The organism is Scytonema sp. HK-05 (genome assembly GCF_963872035.1).
In the GTDB taxonomy this organism is placed as follows: Bacteria; Cyanobacteriota; Cyanobacteriia; order Cyanobacteriales; family Nostocaceae; genus Kalymmatonema.
Window position 1 is genome coordinate 65,394 of the sequence record NZ_CAWMYC010000090.1, and the last position, 18,009, is coordinate 83,402.

Sequence of the window (18,009 nt, forward strand, 5' to 3'; positions counted from 1 at the left end):
AAACTTCCCATGGCATTTATCAAGATACAGAACGTTGTTATTAACACCAGCTATGTTGCCGCAGTTAAGCTAAATCATCAAACAAGCTCTGGAGAAAAAAGCGTTTCTGTCCTCATAGCTACTCCCAAGTTTCCAGCGTTCCAGGGGGAAACAATTGCTCAAAATCCTCAGAATTTATGTCATTCCGAATGGATTGAATTTAGTGGTCAAGCAGCGATCGCCCTGCAAGATTATTTTACGAGTTTCAACAATGTCATCGACCTACTACCACAACATCAGGAGTCGAGCATTGTATAGCATTTTTGGCAAAAATTGCTGTGATATTGCCAAAACCTTTTAGAAACGCGGTTGAGCATGAACTCACCAGGGTGGTATCTCTTATGTGGTGTGGATTTGAACAGAATCTTTTACTCTTTGCAGATAGGATAGCTGCTTTAAATAGGAAATAGTCCTGTCTTGAACTCGCCACAAAAGTCACCGCAGCTAAACAAACCCCGCTACTCACGATTAGTCTATGTCCTATGTCTGCTCATTCAATTGATACTGCCTTGGCGGAATTGTCAGCCCAGATAAATAACTTTGAGAAGGCTGTGTATAAGTTTATTGAGGAGAAAAAAATGACGTCTGATAAATCCTTGTCGGTTAACAAAATTAACAGAAAATTACAAGATAACCCTATAGCCATCGTTGGTATGGCTTCTCTTTTTGCAAAATCTCGAAACTTGCGAGAATACTGGCAAAACATCATTAACAAAATTGACGGGATTACTGATGTTCCCTCGACACACTGGAACATAGAAGATTACTATGACCCTAACCCGAGAACACCAGAAGAAAAAACCTACTGCAAACGAGGCGGGTTTATCCCATATGTTGATTTTAACCCGATGGAATTTGGCATTCCCCCCAGCATCTTGGAAGTGACAGATGTTGCGCAACTATTAAGTTTGGTAGTTGCAAAAGAGGCAATGGAAGATGCAGGCTATGATACATCGCGCGAGTTTAACCGTGAGACAATTGGGGTTATTTTAGGCGTGGCAGGAAGCCAACTCGGATTACCACTTGCTGCCAGGTTGGAGTCTCCCGTTTGGGAAAAGGTGCTGAAAAGTAGTGGTTTATCTGATGAGGATACGCAAAAAATCATCAAGAAAATCAAAAGCGCTTACGTGAACTGGGATGAGAACGCTTTCCCTGGGATGTTAGGTAACGTCGTTGCTGGCAGAATTGCTAACCGTTTAAATTTAGGCGGGATAAACTGCGTTGTTGATGCTGCTTGTGCCAGTTCATTAGCTGCTCTAAAAATGGCAATTAGCGAACTCGTAGAACACCGCTGCGACATGATGCTGACTGGTGGAGTTGATACTGACAACACCATCATGGCTTTTATGTGTTTCAGCAAAACGCCTGCTGTCTCTCCTAGTGACAACGTCAAACCCTTCGACGCCAAGTCTGATGGAATGATGCTAGGTGAAGGTATCGGTATGGTTGTACTCAAGCGCCTAGAAGACGCTGTACGAGACAACGACAAAATTTACGCTGTTATTAAAGGAATTGGCACCTCCAGCGATGGGCGGTATAAAAGCATCTATGCACCCCGACAAGAAGGACAAGTCAAAGCCTTGGAGCGTGCTTATGAAGATGCAGGCTTTGCACCTAAGAGTGTCGGTTTGATTGAAGCTCATGGCACAGGTACGATGGCTGGCGACCCCACCGAATTTGCCTCTATAAAAGAATTTTTTGGGGAACAAAACTCAAAAAGGCAGTACATTGCCCTTGGCAGTGTGAAATCCCAAATTGGACATACGAAAGCTGCTGCGGGTGCCGCAAGCTTAATCAAAACTGCTTTAGCCCTACATCACAAGATACTACCACCCACAATTAACGTTACTCAACCTAACCCCAAACTCAACATTCAAAACTCGCCGTTTTACTTAAATACCGAAACCAGACCTTGGATTCGTGCCGAAGGGGAAGCGCCAAGACGTGCGGGTGTCAGTTCTTTTGGGTTTGGCGGTACAAACTATCACGTCGTTTTGGAAGAATACGAAGCCGAACAAGAGCGTGCTTACCGTATACACAATACTGCCAGTGAGGTGTTGCTGTTTGCTCAAACTCCTGCACAGTTATTAGCAAACTGTCAAGAAATTTTAGGTAAATTGCAATCTGAGGACGGAAATAGAAATTATGTAGAACTTGTAGAGGCGTGCAAATCACAAGACATTCCTCTTAACGTTGCAAGAGTCGGCTTTGTTGCAGCTTCTTGTGCTGAGGCTTGCAAATTGCTGCAAATGAGTATTGAGTTACTGAAAACTAGAGCCTCAGACTCATCCTGGGAGCATCCCCAAGGAATTTACTACCGTTCTTCTGGTCTTGAGTTAGGTGGAAAAGTTGTTGCTTTGTTCTCTGGGCAAGGTTCTCAATACTTGAATATGGGTCGGGAACTGGTGATGAATTTCCCCACCTTGCGCCGTCTTTTTGGCTACATGGATAGCCTTTTGCTTAAGGATAATTTGCAGCCGCTTTCAGAGATTGTGTTTCCTCATCCCGTGTTTGAGGAGATGGAAAAAAATACTCAAATTGCTGCATTGCAGCGCACAGAATATGCTCAACCAGCAATTGGGATGTTGAGCGCCGGGCAATATAAAATACTACAACAAGCTGGGTTTCAGGCAGATTTCACCGCAGGGCACAGCTTTGGAGAACTCACAGCTTTATGGGCTGCGGGTGTTGTGAGTGATGAAGATTACTGCTTCTTGGTGAAAGCCAGGGGTCAAGCAATGGCGGCTCCCCAAGATCCTGATTACGATGCAGGGGCTATGCTTGCCGTGAAAGAAGAAGTCGGCAAGGTGGAAGTCGTGCTCAAGCATTTCCCTCGGGTGACAATTGCTAATCTCAATTCTCCCCGCCAGGTAGTGTTGGCTGGACCTGCGGCGGAAATAGCGAAAGTGCGGCAGAGTTTACAAGAACAAGGATATGCAGCCGTTTTGTTACCTGTGTCAGCAGCTTTCCATACACCGCTGATTGCTTTTGCTCAGAAAGCCTTTGCCCAAGCGATCAAGAGTGTCAGTTTCCAAAATCCGAAAATACCTGTTTACACAAATGTGACAGGAAAGCAGTATTCCAAGGAACCAGCAGATATTCAAAGAATTCTGGAAACTCACCTGTCTAATGCGGTGCTGTTTAAGCAGGAAATTGAAAATATTTATGCCGCAGGCGGTTCTTGCTTTGTTGAATTTGGTCCGAAGAAAATTCTCACAGGTTTGGTGAAAGATATTTTGGGCGATCGCCCCCACTTAACTGTCGCTTTGAACCCCAGCACCTCAAAAGACAGCGATCGCTCCTTAAGGGAAGCCGTCGTGCAGTTACGCGTAGCTGGTTTGTCCTTGAAAAACCTCGACCCCTACCAACTGCCACAAACTATTCCAGCAACCGAGAAAACCAAAGGGTTGAGGGTGCCTTTAAATGGCATTAACTACGTGTCAGAAAAAACAAAAATGGCATTTGAGCAAGCTTTGCAGGATGGGCACAAAGTGAAATTGCCTGCAAGCACATCTGAGAATAACACTCCCACCGACTCAAAGCTACCCTCAGCGCCACTCACCACCATCACCGCCACTCCCACAGCGATGGTTACAGAGAGCAACGGGCATACAAATAAATCCCTACTCTCTACTAACCAGAAGATTGAGGACAAGGGAACAAATGGAAAAGGACACGGAGACGCGGGGACGCGGGGACGCGGCGAAGTTCTCCCCATCACTCCAGCTGTGCAACTCCCCACCTCCTCATCCCCCTCATCTCCCTCATCTCCCTCATCCCCCTCATCTCCCTCATCTCCCTCATCCCCCCTCCCCCTCACTTCCCCTCAACCCATTCCACAGTCGAAAATGCAAACAAGTCCAGATAAACCCGTGAATTACCAACAGGTTTTAGCAAGCTTAGAATACGTCCTAGCACAATTTCAGCAGAATCAAAGCGAGAATTTACAAGTTCACGGGCACTATCTCAACCATCAGAAGGAATATGCTAAAACCTTTTTCCAACTGATGCAGCAGCAAAATTCTTTGTTTGCCAACAGCACATCTTCAGAAGAAGCTGCAAAGCTCAAGCCAGTTCTCATGGAAAGCTTAGAGCGTAGTATGATGCAGTTTCACGCTCAACAAAGTGAAACTTTACACATCCACGAGCAATATCTCAACTCTCAGGTAGAATACACCAAAAACTTTTTCCAACTCATACAGCAAGAGTACTCACAGATCATCGATGGTAAGCTGGCGATAACTCAACCTGTAGTATCCTCTGAAGTCACAACAGCCCCAGATAAAGAACCCGAGCATCTCATTGCTTTAGAAACAACGGCTACCAAACAAGATAGCCCAGTTCCTGCCACTCACCAGATACCAGCAACTGAGGCACAGCCCGTACTCAAAATGGATGCTCAGTTGCATTCATTTGTAGAAGTTGGCACTCAAACGCAAATACACAAAGCAATAGATTTTGTAGCGGATACGGATGGTTTCTCTGTCAGTCCCACAAATAACTTATCCGTTACATCTGTTACTCCATCCGTTGCCCCCCTCCCTATCTCCTCACCCCTAGTTACCGAAACTGTAGCAGTCAGGACAGAAACTGCTCCTACAGATTCTTCTACAACCACCTCTGATGTCAGTGTAAATGTGGCTGATTTGGGTACAAAGCTGTTGGCAATCATCAGTGACAAAACAGGCTACCCAGTAGAAATGTTGGATATGAGCATGGATATGGAGGCAGACTTAGGGATTGACTCCATTAAGCGTGTAGAAATTTTGGGGGCAATGCAGGAAATGTACCCAGACTTGCCCAAACCAAATGTAGAAGAACTGGGAGAACTACGCACCATCGGTCAAATTGTTCAATGTCTGCAATCCAATGCTTCTCCATCCATTGCTGTTCAATCTACTGTTCAATCTACTGTAGAAACTACTATTTCCATACAAGAAGACGCAAGAATACACCAGCAAGTAGAGACAGAGAATTCTTTCGTTCCAAACTCCTTTGTAGAAGCTGAACCAACACCTCACCTCCCCATTTCAGAGTTAACTTCATTCACCGAAAGTGCCACAGTCAACACTGAAACAGAACCAGCAGACACAGATTTGACAGACTTGGGTCAAACTTTGTTGGCAATCACGAGTGAAAAGACAGGCTACCCAGTAGAGATGCTGGATTTGAACATGGATATGGAAGCGGACTTGGGGATTGACTCGATTAAGCGAGTGGAAATTTTGGGGACAATGCAGGAAATGTACCCCAATTTGCCCAAACCGAATGTGGAAGAACTCGGAGAACTACGTACCATCGGTCAAATTGTCGAGTATTTGCAAAAGTTAGCTGGTACGGAAAAAAAAAAGTCTCTGAACAGCTCCTCCAACCCATCGGCTAACTTAAATAACAATCCTTTGCGTCGTCAAGTCAAACTAAAAGTCCTGCCTCAACCGGATTTTTTAGATTTCACCTTACCAGAGGGGCACATCGGTTTACTCACCGATGATGGCTCCCTCACCACTTCCCAATTAGCTCAAATTCTCACAGAGCAAGGCTGGAAAATCGTTGTTTTAAGTTTCCCCCTATCGCTTGTTCCACAACATTCACCTTTACCCGCAGGGGTGAATCGCGTAAATCTCACAGATTTAAGTGAGGAACATCTGCAACAACAATTAGCCACTATCTCCACTAAATATGGTTCGATAGGTGCTTTCATCCATCTAAATCCAGTATTTGAGGTCATCCGCAACGGCAAAATTCCTTATCTTGAACAGGAAAAGGCGATTGTCAAGCACGTCTTTCTCATGGCTAAACACCTGAAAAAATCTCTCAATGAAGCCACACATTATGGACGCAGTTGTTTCTGCACCGTTGCTCGTCTCGATGGAGCCTTTGGGTTAGGACAAAATGTCCACTTTGGTCCGATCAGCGCTGGTCTATTTGGATTAACTAAGACTCTCAACTGGGAATGGCAACAGGTATTTTGCCGAGCAATTGACTTGAGTCCTGATATTAATGCCCAAGAGTCAGCAGGTCACATTTTTGCTGAGCTACACGACCCCAATCGTTACATTACGGAAGTCGCTTACGGTTCCCACGGACGAGTCACCCTGATTAGTACTCCCAATATTTAACCACATAGGGAAGATAAGGGAGTAGGGGGAGAAAACAATTCAAAATTCACATTCAGGAGAAATTCAGGCATTAGGAGTTTCTCCCTCACTCCCTCACTCCCTCACTCCCTCATCCCCATCATCCTCCTCACCTAAAAGTATGGCAGCAATCAATTATATTGGTCGCGTTCTTGATAAAGAGAAACAAGCTCCTATAAGTGGAGCTAAAGTCTCAATTAATTTGCCGGGTTCTTCAGTTGTTGTCTACAGTGACTTGGAAGGAATTTATAAATTTCAAGTTCCATTTGATGACAGCAATGTACTTGAAGGAGAAATAACAATAGAAGCTAAGGGCTACAAAACGTATTCTTCTTTCATTAGACTATTACCTGATGATAGAGATATTGGTGATATTCCACTCGTCTCTCCTCATAATGTCTCTCCTCATAATGTCTCTCCTCATAATGTCTCTCCTCATAATGTCCATCCTCATGCTCAAGAGGTAGAAAATCAGGATAATTTACTACCAATTATAGCAGCTATTATGGTAGTATTAGCTTTAATTGTAGCGGCACTAACTTTACCTCCTCCTCAAGAAACGCCGCCTCCAGAAACACCAGACAATCTTATCAACCTTCAACAACCATTGCCTCTTTCTGTGAATTCAGTTTATGAAGGTTTAACGTTATCAATCTTTTCTTAAAACAATGAATATGAAAGAGCCTCTTGATTGAAAAAATGAAAGAGGTTGAAACATCAATTTGTCCTAACAATAAAACAAGGTAAACAGAGAATTTATGACACTAACAACCAAGATTCGCCCCACATCAGTTTTTCTCGTGAGTGGTGGTGCAAAAGGTATTACAGCGAAATGCACTATCAAATTAGCACAGCATTCTCCTTGCAAATTTATCCTCATAGGTCGTTCAGAACTCCTAGATAAAGAACCAGATTGGGCTAAAGATTGTTTGGATGAACCAGTGTTAAAAAAAAGCATCATGGAATACCTGATATCACTGGGAGAGAAGCCCCTACCTGTAAACGTACAAAAGCTCTATAACAAAATTATCTCTAACCGAGAAATCAAACAGACTTTACAAGCGATTCAACAAGCAGGAGGTCATGCTGAATATTTGAGCGTTGATGTCACCAACGCAGATGACTTAAAGGAGAAACTTGCTGCTGTGGTTGAACGTACTGGCTCGATTACTGGCATCATACATGGCGCTGGCAATTTAGCTGATAAATTGATTGAAAAGAAAACAGAACAGGATTTTGAGAAGGTTTATACTGCTAAAGTCAAGGGGCTGGAAAATCTTCTATCTTGTATCAAACCCAGTCAACTTGAATATTTGGTTTTGTTTTCTTCTGTAACAGGTTTTTACGGTAATATCGGTCAGACTGACTACGCGATCGCCAACGAAATTCTCAACAAATCAGCTCATCTCGTCAAGCAACGCTACCCCGAATGTCATGTCGTGGCTATCAATTGGGGTGGCTGGGAGAGTGGTATGGTAACACCGCAATTGAAAAAAGAGTTTGCCCGACGGGGTATCGATATTCTTCCTGTCGAAGTCGGGACACAAATGCTCGTCAACGAACTGCATCCTACCAATCAGGGAACAGCACAAGTTGTTATCGGTAGCCCTATGGTTCCGCCTGCTGCACCCCTAGATTCCGAATTGCGAACCTACCGCATCCGTCGTAAACTATCACTTGAAGCCAATCCCTTTTTGCTGGATCATGTGATTGCTGGTAAACCCGTTTTGCCTGCGACTTGTGCAGTTTCATGGATTGCCAATGCTTGCGAAGAACTTTATCCTGGATATAAATTATCCAATTACACAGATTTCAAGGTTTTAAAGGGAATTAATTTTCACGAAACCTTAGCACATGAATACATTTTAGACTTGCAAGAAACTTCTAAAACAGATTCTCAAGAAATCATCTTTCAAGCAAAAATCTGGAGCAAAACTCCAACAGGTAAAATTGCTTATCATTTCAGCATAGACCAGATTCATCTGGTGCGAGAAATTCCTACCCGTCCAAACTACGAATTCTTGAATCTGGCAGAAGATAACATCATTACTATTACTGGCACAGATTTTTATCAAAAAACAACAGCATCATTCTTTCCATTATTTCACGGAGCTTCTTTTCAAAAAATCACAAGGGTTTTAAACATTAGCCCAGAAAAAATCACTTCGGAATGCATCTGGCATGGAATCACGGATAAACAACAGGGACAGTTTCCAATTAGGTGGCTTAATCCTTACTCAATTGACCTCAGTACCCAGCCTCTATGGATTTGGATGCAGCATTTTCATCAGGAAATTTGCTTGCCCGCAGGTACTCCAAAATATGAACAATACGCGGAGACTCCTATCAATACTCCTTTTTACGTTTCTTGCGAAGTGAAAGCGAAAACAGCAACTAGTATTGTTGCCGATTACACCATACATGATGCCCAAGGGCAAGTCTACTCGCGTTTGTTGGGCGCTAAGGGAGTTATTATACCTACTCAATCGTTGAGAAGCAATTAATGAGGATAAGAAGTGTAAGTTCGTAGTAAGCGCTTTAGCGAAAGCGCTCACTACAAACCCATCAAATCAATCTTGACAGACTACTAGAGACACCTCACAGAATACATTCCCAGTATCTAGCTGGGAACAAGCAATCTCACAATACAATATATCTTTTGCATTCATTCAAAATAAGGACATAAGCCGTGGATAAAATAGCAATCGTCGGATTTTCATGCCTGTTTCCTGATGCCAAAAATCCTGAAGAATTTTGGCAGAATCTTATCGAGCAGAAAGACTCAACATCATCAATTACTGCTCATGAAATTGGAGTCGATCCGCAAGTTTTTTATGACCCAGTCAAAGGCAAACCAGACAAAATCTATTCTTTGAAGGGAGCATTCATCCGCGACTTTCAGTTTGATCCAACTGGTTACAAGCTACCAGCGGACTTTTTGCAAAGCTTAGATAATACCTTTAAATGGTCACTTGATGCTGCTAAACAAGCTTTGCAACATAGTGGTTATTTAGGCAATCAGTCTATTCTCTCAAAATGTGGAGTGATATTAGGCTCTCTCTCGTTGCCTACAAAATTATCCAATCAATTATTTGCTCCCATATATCAGCAGGTGTTAACACCTGTATTGAGAGAGCTTTTGCAGTGTGAGGAATTCAATTTGGCTTCCGCTAAAGCATCTGCCCAAGCCTCAATCTACAACGCAATGATTTCTGGTTTACCAGCTGCGGTCATCGCCCAAGCCCTGGCTTTATCCAATATTCATTTGTGTATTGATGCAGCCTGTTCGTCACCATTGTATGCAGCGAAGCTTGCATCTCATTATCTGTGGACGCACAAAGCAGATTTGATGTTGGCTGGAGGAATTAGCTGTTCTGACCCTCTGTTTTTGCGGATGTTGTTTTCCGGTATCCAAGGATATCCAGAAGACAACGACCTGAGCCGTCCCTTGGACAAATCCTCTAGAGGACTCATGACTGCCGATGGAGTCGGGATGGTGGTGCTGAAACGATATAGTGATGCCCTCAGAGATGGCGATCGCATTTATGCCACCATCGCCGGTAATGGACTCTCCAACGATGGTCGAGGGAAACACTTGCTTAGCCCCAATTCTAAAGGGCAAATTCTCGCCTTTGAACGCGCTTACAAAGAGGCACAAATCAGTCCAAAAGATATTGATTACATGGAGTGCCACGCGACTGGCACATTGTTGGGAGATACCACCGAATTCAACTCTGTAGAAACGTTTTTTGGTCAGCATCAAGCAACGCCTTTAGTAGGTTCCGTTAAGGCTAACGTTGGTCACTTACTTGTCGCTGCTGGCTCAGTGAGCTTGATTAAAGTACTTTTAAGTATGTCCAAAGGTGTCATCCCACCGACACTGAAAGTAGTTGACCCCATAGGAGAAGAAAACAACGTCATTTCACCTCAAAGAATTGTCACAAGTACCGCCAAGTGGTCCCAAAAAGCACCAGTCAAACGAGCAGCTATCAGTGCATTTGGTTTTGGCGGAACCAACGCCCATATGATTTTGGAACAAGGCACAACAGAAACTGTTGACGCAACTGCACCTGTGCAACTTGCCAAGATGGCTATTGTGGGCATGGATGCCTTTTTCGGTTCCTGCAATGGATTAGATGCTTTTGACCGCAGCATTTATGACGGAACGCAGCATTTTATACCTCTTCCGTCTGACAGATGGCACGGATTAGAAGAGCAACAAGACTTACTCAAGAAGTACGGCTTGCCAAACGGTCAAGCACCAGTAGGGGCATACATCCAAGATTTGGAAATAGATACCCTATCTTACAAAATCCCCCCGAATGAACTATCCAAGCTGAACCCGCAACAACTCTTACTTCTAAAAGTTGCCGATCGCGCCTTGAAAGATGCGGGAATCAAAGAAGGTGCAAACGTTGCAGTCATCATCGCTTCAGAGACGGAATTGTCTGTCCACCAGTTACAGCAGAGATGGAATCTCTCTTGGCAAATAAAAGAAGGCTTGATTGCTGGAGAAATTTCTTTACCAGAAGAAAAGATTGCTCAACTGGAAACCATTGCTAAAGACGGTATTCACCAGCCAGTAGAAATCAGCGAATATCTGAGTTATATCGCCAACATTATGGCGAGTCGTATTTCCTCTCTATGGGATTTTACAGGTCCAACATTCACCATGACAGCGGGCGAAAATTCCACATTCAAGGTGTTGGAAGTCGCACAAATGCTACTGAGTGCTGGGGAAGTGGATGCTGTGCTTGTGGGTGCTGTTGATTTAGCTGGTGGGGTAGAAAATATCTTGCTGCGAAATCAATTAGGACAAATCAATACAGGAGTCAATACCCTAAGTTACGACCAAAAGGCGAATGGTTGGACGGTTGGCGAAGGTGCTGGCGCAGTTGTCTTGAAGCGCCTAGATACAGCGAAAAAAGAGGGCGATTGCCCAAAGGGCAGTGGCAAAGCCAATCGCATTTATGCAGTTGTCGATGCCATTAGTTTTGCACAACAGCATTCTACATCTGATGACTTGCAAAATCGTCTCACAACACCTGATGCAGCAGCCGTCAGCTCTGTCTGTCAACAAGCGTTTGAGATAGCAGGGGTCAAACCTACAGACATTGAATATCTAGAAGTTTGTGGGAGTGGTATTTCCCAAGAAGATGAAGCAGAAATCAAAGGTTTAGTCCAGGCTTATCCAGCGGATAAAAATGGTCTTAATTGTGCAATTGGCAGTGTCAAAGCAAACATCGGTCACACATATGTAGCATCGGGAATTGCCAGCCTGATTAAAACTGCTCTTTGTCTCTATCACAGATACATTCCCGCAACCCCCAAATGGTCTGGTGTCAAAAACCAAGAGGTTTGGCAGGGTAGTCCCTTTTATGTCGCCCCAGAATCAAGACCTTGGTTTTTGGGCAAAGAACTTAAAAAGCGAGTCGCTGCGATTAATGGCATAGGGATGGATGGGACTTATGCCCATGTCATCTTATCAGAAGAAGCAGACCAGATACAGCGTCACAGCAAGTATTTGGAGCAAACACCTTATTATCTATTTCCCATTGCTGCTAACAATCGCTCCGATTTACTAGACCAAATTAACGCTCTCCAGAAGACCATCGAAAATTGTACTTCTTTAAACGTTGCAGCAAGCCGAAGTTTTGCTGCTTATAAGCAGCGTGTTGAGGCAAATTATGCGCTTTACGCGATCGCCATTCTTGGACGTAACAAAAAGGAATTAGCCAAAGAAATTGAAGCAGCCCTCAAAGGTGTGAATAATGCCTTTGAAAATGGGGAAGATTGGCAAACACCGACTGGCAGTTATTTCACAGCTAAACCACTCGGTAAAAAGGGAGGTGTAGCATACGTTTATCCTGCTGCGGTCAATTCCTATCTTGGCATTAGTCGCAATCTCTTCCGCTTATTCCCCAGAGTTCACGATGACTTGGCAATCAAAAGTCTTTTCAGCGTTGTCGCCGACATTGCCAAGCTCGTCTTTCCCAGAAGCTTGAATAAATTATCAACCAGGCAAATAGAAGCTCTTGAACAGCGATTCTTCAATGATTCCTTGGCAATCTTTGAAACTGACATGGGCATTGCCAGACTCCTGACGACTATTATCCGAGATGATTTCCAAGTCAAGCCAAAATATGTTTTTGGGTATAGCTTGGGCGAGACTAGTATGATGTCGGCGATGGGGGTATGGAGCAACTTTAGCCAAGGGATTAACGCCTTTCACGCATCTCCTTTGTTTGGAGACAGGATATCTGGACCGAAAAACGCCGTACGCGAATATTGGGGATTACCATCAGCACAACAATCACCAGATGATGATTTCTGGAGTACCTATCTTGTGATGGCGACTCCATCGCAGGTTAAAGAATGCCTCAAGAATGAAAATCGCGTCTACTTGACTCAGATAAATACACCAGAAGAAGTTTTAATTGCTGGTGATACAGCTGGTTGTCAGAGAGTCATTAAAACTTTGGGTTGCAACGCTTTCCGCGCTCCCTTCAACCATGCAATCCATTGCGAACCAATGCAATCAGAGTATGAAGAAATAGTTCGAGTCAACACCTTACCGTCTCACAACATACCTGGCATTGTATTTTACTCTGCAGCTGAGTATAGACCCATCACACTTGATAGTAATGTCATTGCTCGTAGCCTTACGAAAACCTTGTGTCAACAGGTTGATTTTCCTCGATTAGTGAACCGAGTTTATGAGGATGGGGCAAAAATATTCATCGAAGCAGGATCTGGTAATGTCTGCTCTCGATGGATTGAGAAAATCCTGGAAAACAAAGAACATATGACTGTATCTCTTAATAGAAGAGGTATAGACGACCATACTTCTATTATCAGAGCATTAGCAAAACTCCTCAGTCATCAAGTTTCTCTGGACTTATCACCTCTGTATAGTCAGACAACAGAAACATCCAGTCAACTTAAACCGACTGTGAAAACTGTCAACTTGGGTGGAAACAGAATTGTTGCCAAAATCTTGAGTGACGAAAACCGTACGCTTTTTGAGAATGTAGCTAGCAAAAAACCACTTCATCTTGTTAGCAACCAGCATCAAAATATTCCTGTTTCGATAGAGTATGAACTCACAAATTCTTTCAAGGACTCAAGCAGTATCCACAATGGCAGAAGTCATCTCGGCAACATAAAACCATCAACGACTAAGCAAGACGAAGAAAACGTGAAAAATACCACTAATAACAGTTTTAGTCCTAGGGAAGAGTTACAATCTTGTGAGTCAACTGTAACTCAAGAAATTATTTCTCAATCCATTCTGCATCCAATCACCACCACTCAAAATTTTGCCCACTCAGCGCCTATCCTTGACTTAACTCAGTCTCAGTACGAAAAGTTAAGTGCTAACAATAAGAGCGTTCATAAAGCTCACGCTAACTTCTTAAAATCTAGACAAGAATTTAGCAAACAAATGAGCGAAATTATTCAATTACAACTGGCTTGCGCTGAAAACTTACTGGCTTAGTCATTTGTTAGTAGGTGTGGTTACTTATTATTCCTTTACTATTGAGGACTAACAAATGTACAGACGCGACGCCAGAGCCGGCACGAGGGAGACCCTCCTGCAGCGCTGGCTCGCCATGGCGCGTCTCTACAACTAACCACTAACGACTCTCTCTCACTCACAATTCAAGGGAATCACTACCGTGAAAACTGAAAATGCGGTACTAGGTAAATACAATAACGGTCTTAGCTTTTTTGGTCACTTCAATCACAATCAAGTTTGGAAAGGTGACTTAGATTGTGTGGCGTTTGAACCATCAGATATCAAAGATAAATTGCAGAATTTACATAAACCTTGTTACATCGTAAGAGTAGCAGGAAAAATTGGTGTCACCAACGAAGGTTATTCTTGTCCTACTGATAATGGGACAGGACAAGTAGAATTGTTGATAACAGTTCCACCCATCTCAACACATAATTTAGGAGACCCCAGTTTTCTTTCCTCTCATGGTGTGAAATACGCCTATGCTACTGGTGCAATGGCTGGTGGTATTGCATCTGAAGAGATGGTGATTGCACTTGGAAAAGAGAAAATTTTGGGTTCCTTTGGTGCTGGTGGTTTAAGTCCAGACCGTCTTGAAGCAGCTATTAACCGTATTCAAGCAGCCTTACCTCAAGGTCCCTACGCATCTAATCTCATTCACAGTCCAAATGAACCTGCCATTGAACGCCGTGCTGTGGATATATACCTTAAATATGGGGTGAAAACTGTAGAAGCTTCGGCATTTTTGGACTTGACTCCTAATATTGTCTATTACCGTGCGGCTGGACTGGGCGTGAATGCAGCCAATCAAATTGAAATCAAAAACAAAGTCATTGCCAAAATCTCCCGTCGAGAAGTCGCTAGCAAATTTCTCCAACCAGCACCACTAAAAATTTTAAAAGAACTGGTTGCACAAGGACTCATTAGTGAGTTACAGGCAAATCTTGCAGCCCAGCTTCCCATCGCCGATGATATTACTGTAGAAGCTGATTCTGGCGGACATACAGACAATCGCCCCCTAGTTTGTCTCCTGCCTTCTATGTTGGCATTAAAAAATGAAATTCAGGAAAAATATCGTTACTCAACACCTATCAGAGTTGGAGTAGCCGGGGGAATTGGGACACCACAATCAGCTTTAGCCGGCTTTATGATGGGTGCTGCTTATGTGGTGACTGGTTCGATTAATCAGTCCTGTGTTGAAGCTGGAACTTGTGAATATACCAAGCAATTGTTAGCACAAGCAGAAATGGCTGACATGATGATGGCTCCAGCGGCAGATATGTTTGAAATGGGAGTCAAACTTCAAGTTTTGAAAAGAGGAACTATGTTCCCTCTACGAGCTCAGAAACTGTATGAGATATACAGGAATTATGACTCGATTGAAGATATCCCAATCGCAGAACGAGAAAAATTAGAAAAACAAATTTTTCGTAAGAGCCTTGCTCAGATATGGGAAGAAGCTGCAACTTATTTGTCCAAAAGAAATCCTGAAAAACTAGGGAAAGCAATCAACAATCCCAAAATGAAAATGGCGGCAATTTTTCGCTGGTATTTAGGATTATCCTCTCGCTGGTCTAGTTCTGGAGAAAAGGGTCGAGAAGTCGATTATCAAATTTGGTGTGGTCCGGTGATGGGTAGTTTTAATGACTGGGTTCGTGGTTCTTATTTGGCTGAACCAAAAAATCGCCGAGTCGTTGATGTTGCTGATCACATCATGACTGGTTCAGCATTTTTATACCGCATTCAAAGTTTAAAAATTCAAGGATTACAAATCTCGGATGACTACTGTCAGTATCATCCAGTTTGTTCTACTAGCTTGTAAAAGCTACAAATTGAAGGGTTTAAGAAACCCGGTTTCGAGAAAGTTACCGGGTTTCTAAAAAATCGCAGACTATTATGTTAGAGGTGGATAAATAATGACTTCAAAACAGTTTCATACGGCAGAAGAAATTCAAGGATGGCTGGTGTCTATTCTTGCTGAGGCACTAAAAATCGAACCCGATGAAATTAATATCCAAGAGTCTTTAGAAAGCTACGGTTTAGACTCAGCCCAAGCCATGCTTCTAGTCACTCAAGCAGAGAAGATGCTGGGATTTGAAGTCTCTCCTATGCTGCTGTGGCATTACCCAAATGTAGAAGCACTTTCACAGCGTTTAGCTGAAGAATCGCAAGATTTGGAGTCACAGGTTGAAGACACGGGAGTTGCCCCTCGAACAAATCTTTCCGTTGTCAAGACGGTAACGCTCGATTTGAGTGCTGAAGCTGTTTTAGACCCGAACATCCGTCCGGCATCGACTTTTAAATTTACAAGTGAACTGGATAATGTCTTTTTAACTGGAGGAACAGGCTTTTTAGGAGCTTTTCTCATCCATGAACTGCTACAGACGACTAATGCAGATATCTATTGCTTAGTCCGTGCTGCTAATTCTGAGGAAGGCAAGCGCAAGCTGAAGAAAAACTTGCAACAATATGCGGTTTGGGAAGAAGAGTTTAGCCCCAGAATTATTGCTATTCCTGGAGATTTATCTCAGCCACTTTTAGGTCTCAGTACTGAAGGGTTTGAAATGCTGGCTGCTAATCTTGACGCTGTGTATCACAGTGCTGCCACGCTGAATTATGTATATCCCTACTCAGCACTGAAGACTGCCAATGTTCTGGGAACCCAGGAAGTGATACGCTTGGCAAGTGAAATCAAAACCAAACCTCTGCATTACATTTCCAGTGTTGCTGTTTTTGAATCACCTGCTTATGCTGGCAAGGTCGTCAAAGAACAGGATAACTTTGAACATTGGGAGGGTATTTATCTCGGTTACTCTCAAACTAAGTGGGTTGCTGAAAAGTTAGTTAAGATTGCCGGTGAGCGAGGACTTCCCGTTACCATCCACAGACCACCATTGATAGCAGGGGACAGTCGAACAGGTGTGTCTAACACCCATGATTTTACCAACCTGATGATCAAGGGCTGTCTTGATATCGGATGTTTTCCAGATGTGGATTATATGCTGGATATGTCTCCTGTAGACTATGTCAGCAAAGCGATCGTCTATCTATCAAGGCAAAAAGAATCTATAGGCAAAGCTTTCCACTTACAACATCCTGAACCTGTATCGTTAAAGATGTTAGTTGAATGGATGCGCTCTTTCGGTTTTCCAATTCAAATGCTTCCTTACGACGAGTGGCAAGCACAGTTAATGAAAAATGCGACTTCTGTGGAAAATCCTTTGTACACACTGCGACCTTTCTTGTTTGAACGGTGGTCTCAAGAAGGACTGACGATTCCAGATTTGTATTTGCAAGCTAGAAGACCCTTTATCAGCTGTCAGGAAACACTCGATGCACTTGCAGGAAGCTCGATTGTTTGTCCACCGATAGACTCTAAATTGTTTATCACATACTCCTCTTACTTGATTGAGACCGGTTTTTTGAATGTTGCCTAGAGGTGCGCCACTAGCTTTGTTTGAAAGGTAATGTAGTGAGCGTGTTTCATTAATTCTAATGGGTTACAAGATCCCCGACTTCTTTAAGAAGTCGGGGATCTGATCCCTACGATATGTCAAAATTAATGACATAAACTACTATAGGATTACTATTTGATTTTTGAACAAAGTTAAGTATTGTAGGGTGCGTTAGGATGAAATCCGTAACGCACCGAATCCCTGGAAATAGTGCCGTACTCTCTTTGCTAACGCACCCTACGTATCTTTTCAAAAATCAAACCGGATTCCTATAGTTTGTATTATTGGTAATTGGTCTGAAGTTTAGACTTTTACTGCAATTGTTTCGATAAATAAGCGCTCTCAGCGTTGTGCATTAAACTTTTTGAGGCAGTCTGAGCGTTAGAAGCCGTCGCTCTAGACTGCCGTTTCTTTATGGATGATATGAATCAGCCAATGGGGAATGAGCAAATACTTACTTGCTAAGCTTTTCATCATACATATCAGTTTAATTTATAACTTAAGCTAAGAAAAAATAAAAATGTTATAATATGGTTAAGCCCGTGCTTTGCTTGAAAATAAGCTCCGTGAAGCAAAGCATTTCGGAAATTCTACCCTACCGCAACGGGTGCGCTCCGTTTCATCAGAACCGGAAAAATCCGGCAACCTCATCACAAGTTTACGGGATAAGAAGTCCACGAACTTGGCGGAAAAACCGCCCCAAGCTGGGATTTTTCACCTCAAAACAAGCTAATGGATTGGGCGGTTTTTCCGGAGGTTGCCGGATTTTTACACGTTTTAGCCCAACCCCTGCGGAATTTAAGGTTGGTTATGGTTCACAGCGAGAAATCACCCAAAAGAGCTGATATTAAAGTCGGTT

Annotated in this window: 8 protein-coding genes; all 8 read left to right on the forward strand. The window is 43.2% G+C overall.

Features of this window, described 5'->3' with window-relative positions; all coding sequences use genetic code 11:
* The first annotated feature begins 9 nt into the window (after positions 1 to 9).
* The 8 genes from AACT52_RS11420 (at position 10) to AACT52_RS11455 (ending at position 17,995) form a co-directional block, all read left to right on the forward strand.
* Complete coding sequence (locus tag AACT52_RS11420) at positions 10 to 297, forward strand: hypothetical protein (RefSeq protein ID WP_073630933.1); 288 nt, start codon at positions 10 to 12, stop codon at positions 295 to 297.
* Between the two features lie 224 nt (positions 298 to 521).
* Complete coding sequence (locus tag AACT52_RS11425) at positions 522 to 6,158, forward strand: type I polyketide synthase (RefSeq protein ID WP_073630935.1); 5,637 nt, start codon at positions 522 to 524, stop codon at positions 6,156 to 6,158.
* A 139-nt stretch (positions 6,159 to 6,297) separates the two neighbouring features.
* Positions 6,298 to 6,840 (forward strand): carboxypeptidase-like regulatory domain-containing protein, encoded by a 543-nt coding sequence (locus tag AACT52_RS11430; protein WP_073630937.1) that lies wholly within the window; start codon positions 6,298 to 6,300, stop codon positions 6,838 to 6,840.
* 94 nt (positions 6,841 to 6,934) lie between these two features.
* Positions 6,935 to 8,680, forward strand: a complete 1,746-nt coding sequence (locus AACT52_RS11435; RefSeq protein ID WP_073630939.1) for an SDR family NAD(P)-dependent oxidoreductase — start codon at positions 6,935 to 6,937, stop codon at positions 8,678 to 8,680.
* 185 nt (positions 8,681 to 8,865) lie between these two features.
* Positions 8,866 to 13,674, forward strand: coding sequence for a PfaB family protein (locus tag AACT52_RS11440; RefSeq protein WP_073630941.1), 4,809 nt, complete (start codon positions 8,866 to 8,868; stop codon positions 13,672 to 13,674).
* Between the two features lie 181 nt (positions 13,675 to 13,855).
* Complete coding sequence (locus AACT52_RS11445) at positions 13,856 to 15,517, forward strand: PfaD family polyunsaturated fatty acid/polyketide biosynthesis protein (RefSeq protein ID WP_073630943.1); 1,662 nt, start codon at positions 13,856 to 13,858, stop codon at positions 15,515 to 15,517.
* Between the two features lie 94 nt (positions 15,518 to 15,611).
* On the forward strand, positions 15,612 to 17,132 hold the full coding sequence (locus tag AACT52_RS11450; protein WP_073630945.1) for a thioester reductase domain-containing protein: 1,521 nt from the start codon (positions 15,612 to 15,614) through the stop codon (positions 17,130 to 17,132).
* A gap of 584 nt (positions 17,133 to 17,716) precedes the next feature.
* Positions 17,717 to 17,995, forward strand: a complete 279-nt coding sequence (locus tag AACT52_RS11455; RefSeq protein ID WP_073630946.1) for a hypothetical protein — start codon at positions 17,717 to 17,719, stop codon at positions 17,993 to 17,995.
* Positions 17,996 to 18,009: the final 14 nt, after the last annotated feature.

Coding starts and splice junctions, on each gene's coding strand:
- AACT52_RS11420 (WP_073630933.1), top strand. CDS start 10: ATGGCATTTATCAAGATACAGAACGTTGTTATTAACACCAGCTATGTT.
- AACT52_RS11425 (WP_073630935.1), top strand. CDS start 522: ATGTCTGCTCATTCAATTGATACTGCCTTGGCGGAATTGTCAGCCCAG.
- AACT52_RS11430 (WP_073630937.1), top strand. CDS start 6,298: ATGGCAGCAATCAATTATATTGGTCGCGTTCTTGATAAAGAGAAACAA.
- AACT52_RS11435 (WP_073630939.1), top strand. CDS start 6,935: ATGACACTAACAACCAAGATTCGCCCCACATCAGTTTTTCTCGTGAGT.
- AACT52_RS11450 (WP_073630945.1), top strand. CDS start 15,612: ATGACTTCAAAACAGTTTCATACGGCAGAAGAAATTCAAGGATGGCTG.